4 protein-coding genes are annotated in these 6,124 nt (G+C 48.4%); all 4 read left to right on the forward strand.

The genetic code is table 11. The features are described 5' to 3' along the window. The first annotated feature begins 232 nt into the window (after positions 1-232). On the forward strand, positions 233-745 hold the full coding sequence (locus H6S82_RS14690; RefSeq protein ID WP_190466959.1) for a DUF3172 domain-containing protein: 513 nt from the start codon (positions 233-235) through the stop codon (positions 743-745). A gap of 236 nt (positions 746-981) precedes the next feature. Next, positions 982-1,332, forward strand: coding sequence for a hypothetical protein (locus H6S82_RS32775; RefSeq protein WP_199315374.1), 351 nt, complete (start codon positions 982-984; stop codon positions 1,330-1,332). 486 nt (positions 1,333-1,818) lie between these two features. Then, the gene (locus H6S82_RS14700) at positions 1,819-4,551 is read left to right on the forward strand and encodes an HD family phosphohydrolase (RefSeq protein WP_190466957.1); all 2,733 of its coding nucleotides are present in this window, start codon (positions 1,819-1,821) and stop codon (positions 4,549-4,551) included. Between the two features lie 131 nt (positions 4,552-4,682). Continuing rightward, a complete protein-coding gene (gene pyk / locus H6S82_RS14705; protein WP_190466954.1) occupies positions 4,683-6,104 on the forward strand; it encodes a pyruvate kinase in 1,422 nt (473 codons plus the stop codon). Positions 6,105-6,124 lie beyond the last annotated feature (20 nt).

Consider the following 6,124-nt stretch of genomic DNA (forward strand, 5'->3'; position numbering starts at 1 on the left):
GGGGGAGTGGGGGAGTGGGGGATTGAGACAATTTATCTTTTCCATCTTCCCTCTTCCCTCTGCCTCTTTTTTTTGACTTTTGACTTTTAACTTTTGACTTTTGACTTTCACCTAACGGCACTAGCTTCGGAAAATTAACGGCATACTGGAAATGTCCGCAGTTGTCTCTTATTTTGCGTTGCAGCTTGCAACCGTAACTCCTCGTCGCATCTGATACACCGCTAAAGTAACTATGAAACGTAAATCCAGTTCCGTCTCCTCCAAATCTGGAGCCTTCAATTATACCTCCCTCGCAATACTCAGCGGCGTCTTCATCTTGGGAGTGGGGGTCGGCATTGCTTTTACGACCAATGCCAATTTAAGTACAGCCAACGTCGCATCCCGCGAAGTCATTGACCGCACTGCACCTAACCCTGATATTTGCGCTCAGTATGGAGCTAGCGCCATAGTCACAGAAACCCGTACCTTTGTAACGTTAAATCCCTTCACCGTGTACGTAACCCAGCCGCGTATGGAACCAGGATGCGTGCTGCGAAGCAATAACTGGGCAATTCTGGAGAGCAGAAAGCTGGTAAACGGAGAGCAAGTGCGCCAGTGTAAAAATCGCATGAACACCTTTGGTTTCACGAATAATTTGGAAAATTCCCCTAAAATTGACTGCCTCTATCAAACCGACACTGATAAGAACCGCTTCTTCAATCAACCCGGAACTGCTGGGCCAGCACCAGAAACAGACCAGTTCTAGAGCTCGACAGTTGCCCACATCTGAAAAATTACCTTAAATCCGTGCATCTCTCTACTGGTAGATGTATATTGAGAACACTGAATGTCCAAGCAAACCGATGAGCCTGCGACCAACATAAAACTTCACAGTCAGTCAACAGCATCAGGGTGCCCAAACTTCACGTACTTTCCCAGAAAAATGAAGTTTTAGGGCGAAAGGCTCATACCTGTAAATGGGATTGAGTCGTTTAAATAAAAATGTTTATCAGCACATCCAGTGACGAGGGTGCCTCAGATCTGGCAGAGTTAATCCGTTTTAGCCGCAAGGTGACAACTTCTAAACCTGCCAGAACATCCCGTTGGCAACGGGTCAACCAGACCGAAAACGAAGTTTCCGCCACACTCAGCACAGAATCCTCTGCAACGCTGGATGGCTGCACCCCGTCTTTGACCTCTTTGAGAGAGGGAGACACGAAAGCTCTGGCAGCACTGTTCGATCGCGAAGATAGCGACGAAATCGAAACAGATATCAGCAAATACCTGCTCCTGTTATGGCCAGAACCCTGCTGGGAAGACGATTCCTTTGATTTCTTGCGAGAGTATCTCTGATGTGCTTACTTGAGGTCAAAGAACCATATTGGGATTGATTTACCACAAGTGTCGAAACCCGGTTTCATGTGACATCTAAAGCTCGTGAAATTCAGTGAGTTCTCATCCAAACCGGGTTTCTTTGCATGAGCCCTATATATTTTTGACACTCCCCAGTTCATGCTTTAGCCAACGTAACCAAGGACTGCATTAGTGTCCTTACCTTAATGTGCCTTTCAGGCTCCCATTTATTCTGCTAAATTAGGTTTTGGTTGCTCAACAAATCTCTATTGTGCGGGCCACAGTTGAATAAAGGCATTGGTGACCGAACTGGTATGAAGTGCAAGGGGCTGGCAAAAACGATCCCGATCGCTATGTCAAACCCCTGCCACTTGCGATCCCCCTAGTGGTAGAGCCCAGTTTTGTTAGCAGACCTTTATAATAACGCCTAAGATCACCCTATTGAGAAACGAGCTACCAAATTCAGGGTGTCACAGCCGCTCCTACATGAAAACGCTGACCACGTTGACACAGCAGCTCAAGCAATGGCGGCGAGTTGCGTTCCACCGATATCTGCGATGCCGTAAAGCCTGCGGTATTTACGTCCGTAGTAGCGCATCGGTGCTAAGCTTGCCCCCAGGGCACGGCAGATTGGTAAACGGTGCCGCGAAAACCTTTGTGGGGACGCGATCCCGTCCCCGTGCCGCAGCCAGATGGCCTCAGCCTGCTCCAGATCTATCGCTTTCCTCCAGCCTTGACCTTAGCGTTCGCTCCGATCGGCTCTCCAGGGAGGGGCAATCTTCTCCCCAGCAGATCGCGCCTCCAGAAAGCATAGGTAATAGCCGATTTCTAGGAAGTCTTTTGCTAAAACAATTATCCGGTTCGCTGTTAGCAACCAATCTCTCTCCGATCCGATCGCTGCCCAGTCAGTATTCGTTAGGGGCCAATTGTCGTCGTTATAAATCTCATCGCCCCCCAATAGCATTAATTGTGGCAGTAGTGTCCCTCACCACCAGTTTGGGCTATCGCTTCTACAACCAGCCAAAACTCGATGTTGACACGATCGCTCCCACAACAATTAGGGCACCTTTTGACGCTAGCGTTGAAGATATCAAAACCACGGAAGCAAAACGAAAAGCAGCTCGCCGAGGTTTATTCCCCGTTTTAAAGATCGATCCGGCTGTTAACGAAGAGATTTACCAGAATCTCCAAAAAGCCATCAACCAGATCGACACAGCAAGACAACTTCCAGGGCCATTTCCCTTTACCAAAACCTCTGTTTTATCCCTTGGCACCCAAGTTTACTTGCGCGACTGCCAGGAGTGGGAATGGCGGATGGTGCTAGCAGCCGCGAACGGCCAGAGGCTTCCCAATTCTCAAGAGCGCCTGAGCTTGCCACCCTTACCCACTGCTTCTCTCTCGCCAATTCAGCAACGAGCCGTTGGCGAACTGCAAGCCTATCGACGCTCTACCTCGTCTGAAGAATTATCCGCGCTAGTTGAGAAAATTTCACTCGTTCGCCAGCTTTATGCCCAAGCAGTAGCTGTTTTCTCAGACAAGCCGACCTGGGAAAATCAAACTGCACAAGATACCTCTGCATTACAACTGTCGGATGCAGCTTGGCAAAAAATGCAAGATGGTCTGCGCCAAGTGGCAGAGCGCATTCTGATCCAAGGCATTCACCCCGGCTTACCCACCCAGATGTTGGAGCGAGCGGTAAGTATGCAGGTAAAAGCCGAGATATCTCCAGCGGCACAACCTCTGGCAACCAAGATCCTCATGGCAGCTTTGCAGCCAAATTTAAAGGAAGATCCCGAACAAACAAGGCAGCAAGCAGAACAAGCCGCACGGCAGGTAAAACCGGAAATCATCCAAGTGCGGAAAGGTGAAGTAATTGTCCAAGCAGGCGAAACAATTACCCAAGCCGATTTTGTGCTACTCGATTATTTCGGCTTGAGCCGCCGGGGTATTAACTGGCAGGGTTTGATCGGGTGTGGTGTCCTCGTCAGCGGAGCTGTCAGTGTTTTTTGGCTTCTGGAAAGGCGATTTCACCCCGGACTGCGCCGCCGAGACCAGATCTTAATACTGCTTCTCACTCTTAGTGCGCCTTTGTTGGTAAGTTTGGGTGTACCTTACACCAGCTTGCCGGCAATTGGCTTATTGGTGGGCAGCTTCTACGGTTCCGTTTTGGGCGCAAGCGCTGTAGGGTTGATCTCGATAGGACTGCCCATCAGTATGGAAATTGGCTGGGAGCATCTCCTCGCCAGCGCTGCCGGTGGTATACTGGGCAGCTTAATGGCGGGAAGACTGCGATCGCGTGAAGAACTCGCTCTCTTAGGTGTCGCGGTAGGCTTAACAGAAGGAGCCGTTTACCTTATCCTCAATCTCATGCTCAGTGCTGCGATCGGTTCCGTCTGGTACAGCGTACTCGCAGACGCCGCTCTCTACAGTCTCACCGGTTTGGCCTGGAGCGTTGTCGCTTTGGGGCTGAGTCCCTACCTGGAACACCTCTTCGACCTGGTAACTCCCATTCGTCTGGCAGAACTCGCCAATCCAAACCGACCTCTCCTCAAGCGTTTGGCCGAAGAAGCCCCAGGCACTTTTCAGCACACCCTGTTTGTCGCTACCCTCGCAGAAGCCGCCGCCAAAGCTTTGGGTTGTAATGTCGAGTTAGTCCGCACCGGCACTCTGTATCACGATATCGGCAAACTGCACGACCCCCAAGGATTTATCGAAAATCAAATGGGAGGCCCAAACAAGCACGACGAAATCGACGACCCTTGGAAGAGTGCGGAAATCATCAAAAAGCACGTCAGCGAAGGGCTGGTGATGGCGCGTCGCTGTCGTTTGCCCAAAGCAATACAAGCTTTTATTCCAGAACATCAGGGCACGATTTCGATCGCGTATTTCTATCACAAAGCGGAGCAAGAATCCAAACAACCCGTATCGGAATTTGATTTTCGCTATGATGGCCCAATTCCGCAATCGCGAGAAACAGGTATTGTTATGCTCGCAGACGCCTGCGAGGCGGCTCTACGCAGTCTCAAAGATGCCAGCTACGAAGACGCTTTGGGAACCGTGAATAAAATACTCAAAGCTCGCTGGCAAGATAATCAACTCGTAGATTCAGGACTGAAGCGAGAAGAAATGCCCCAAATTGCTGAAATCTTTGTGCAAGTATGGCAACAGTTTCATCACAAACGCATTGCTTATCCCAAAGCTGCTATCAACCCTCACTAATCCAAGCTTTAATTTTAGATTTTCAAAACTTGAATTTCATTTACCCAGCAATTTTAGATTTTCATTAGACGATTACAAAACCAAACCAGGAATTTCCGTCTAATATAAAATCTAAAATCCTCAAAATTATCATGCGTAATACCAAAATTATCTGCACCCTTGGCCCTGCCAGTTCGGATTACGAAACTATCAAAGCAATGGTAGAAGCTGGCATGGATATAGCGCGGTTAAATTTTTCCCACGGCGACCACGAAACTCACCAAAAAAACATTCATTTAATCCGAGAAGTTGCAGCAGAACTCAACCGACCGATCGCTATCCTTCAGGATTTACAAGGCCCAAAAATCCGCGTCGGCGATATGGAAGAAGGTGTAATTCTGCGTGCGGGCGAGAAAACTTGTGTAACTATGGCTCCAGTTCTGGGTAACGCCGAGCGGTTTAGTTCTACCTACAAAGACCTCTCCTCTGATGTCAGAGAAGGCGAACCTATCCTGATTAACGACGGATTGATCCGCATTAAAGTAGACCGAGTTACAAAAAATGAAATTTACGGCACAGTTATTCAAGGTGGCCCCCTCAAAAGTCACAAGGGAATTAACCTTTCCTATTCATCTATTTCTACCCCCGCACTCACTGAAAAAGATATTCACGACTTAACATTTGGATTATCCCAAGATATAGATTATGTCGCCCTCTCTTTTGTGAGGGAAGATGCCGATATTAAAGAAGTGAGAGGATCGGTGCGACGTAAAGAAAAAATGACTCAAGTTATTGCCAAAATCGAACGTCACGAAGCCGTAGAAGATCTGGAAAGCATTGTCGATGCCGCTGATGCCCTCATGGTAGCGCGGGGAGATTTGGGCGTTGAACTTCCCTTGGAGCAAGTTCCCTTAATTCAAAAATCGATGATTCAAAGTTGCCGCCGACATCTCAAGCCTGTTATTACGGCTACCCAAATGTTGGAGTCGATGATTCAAAATCCGACCCCCACTAGAGCAGAAGTTTCTGACGTTGCTAACGCCATTTTTGATGGCACCGACGCCATCATGCTTTCCGGAGAAACAGCAGTGGGCGCTTATCCAGTGGACGCAGTAAGGACGATGGCTCGCATTGCTGAAACGGTGGAAGCAAATTTAATTTCTTCTCCTCAATACATCGAAACAGTGCGAGAACACGGGATCGCTAACTCTGTTGCTCATGCTGCTTGTCAGCTGGCAGAACATATTAACGCCAAAGCGATTATTTGTTTTACCGAGCATGGTTTTACTGCTCGACTTCTGTCTAAATATCGCCAGTCAATTCCGGTAATTGCGATCACGCGAGAAGAACACGTACAGCGGCAAATGGCTCTTTATTGGGGCGTGCAATCTTTGCGGTTAGAGGTGGGTGATAACACTGACGAAATGATTGCCGCAATGGAGAAAGCAGCCGTTGAAAATGGATTTGTTTCTCTGGGAGATATAGTTGTAATTACTGCTGGTTTGCCTTTACCTCTCTCTGGAGTTACTAATTTGATTAAGGCACACCGTATTGGGGAAAATACGGGACTGTAGGTAAATTTCAGATTTCAGAT

The organism is Planktothrix sp. FACHB-1355, from assembly GCF_014748295.1.
GTDB lineage: Bacteria > Cyanobacteriota > Cyanobacteriia > Cyanobacteriales > Aerosakkonemataceae > Aerosakkonema > Aerosakkonema funiforme_A.

What these genes read in the sequence shown, in the direction of transcription:
- H6S82_RS14690 (WP_190466959.1), top strand. Translation starts at nt 233, where the DNA reads ATGAAACGTAAATCCAGTTCCGTCTCCTCCAAATCTGGAGCCTTCAAT.
- H6S82_RS32775 (WP_199315374.1), top strand. Translation starts at nt 982, where the DNA reads ATGTTTATCAGCACATCCAGTGACGAGGGTGCCTCAGATCTGGCAGAG.
- H6S82_RS14700 (WP_190466957.1), top strand. Translation starts at nt 1,819, where the DNA reads ATGAAAACGCTGACCACGTTGACACAGCAGCTCAAGCAATGGCGGCGA.
- pyk (WP_190466954.1), top strand. Translation starts at nt 4,683, where the DNA reads ATGCGTAATACCAAAATTATCTGCACCCTTGGCCCTGCCAGTTCGGAT.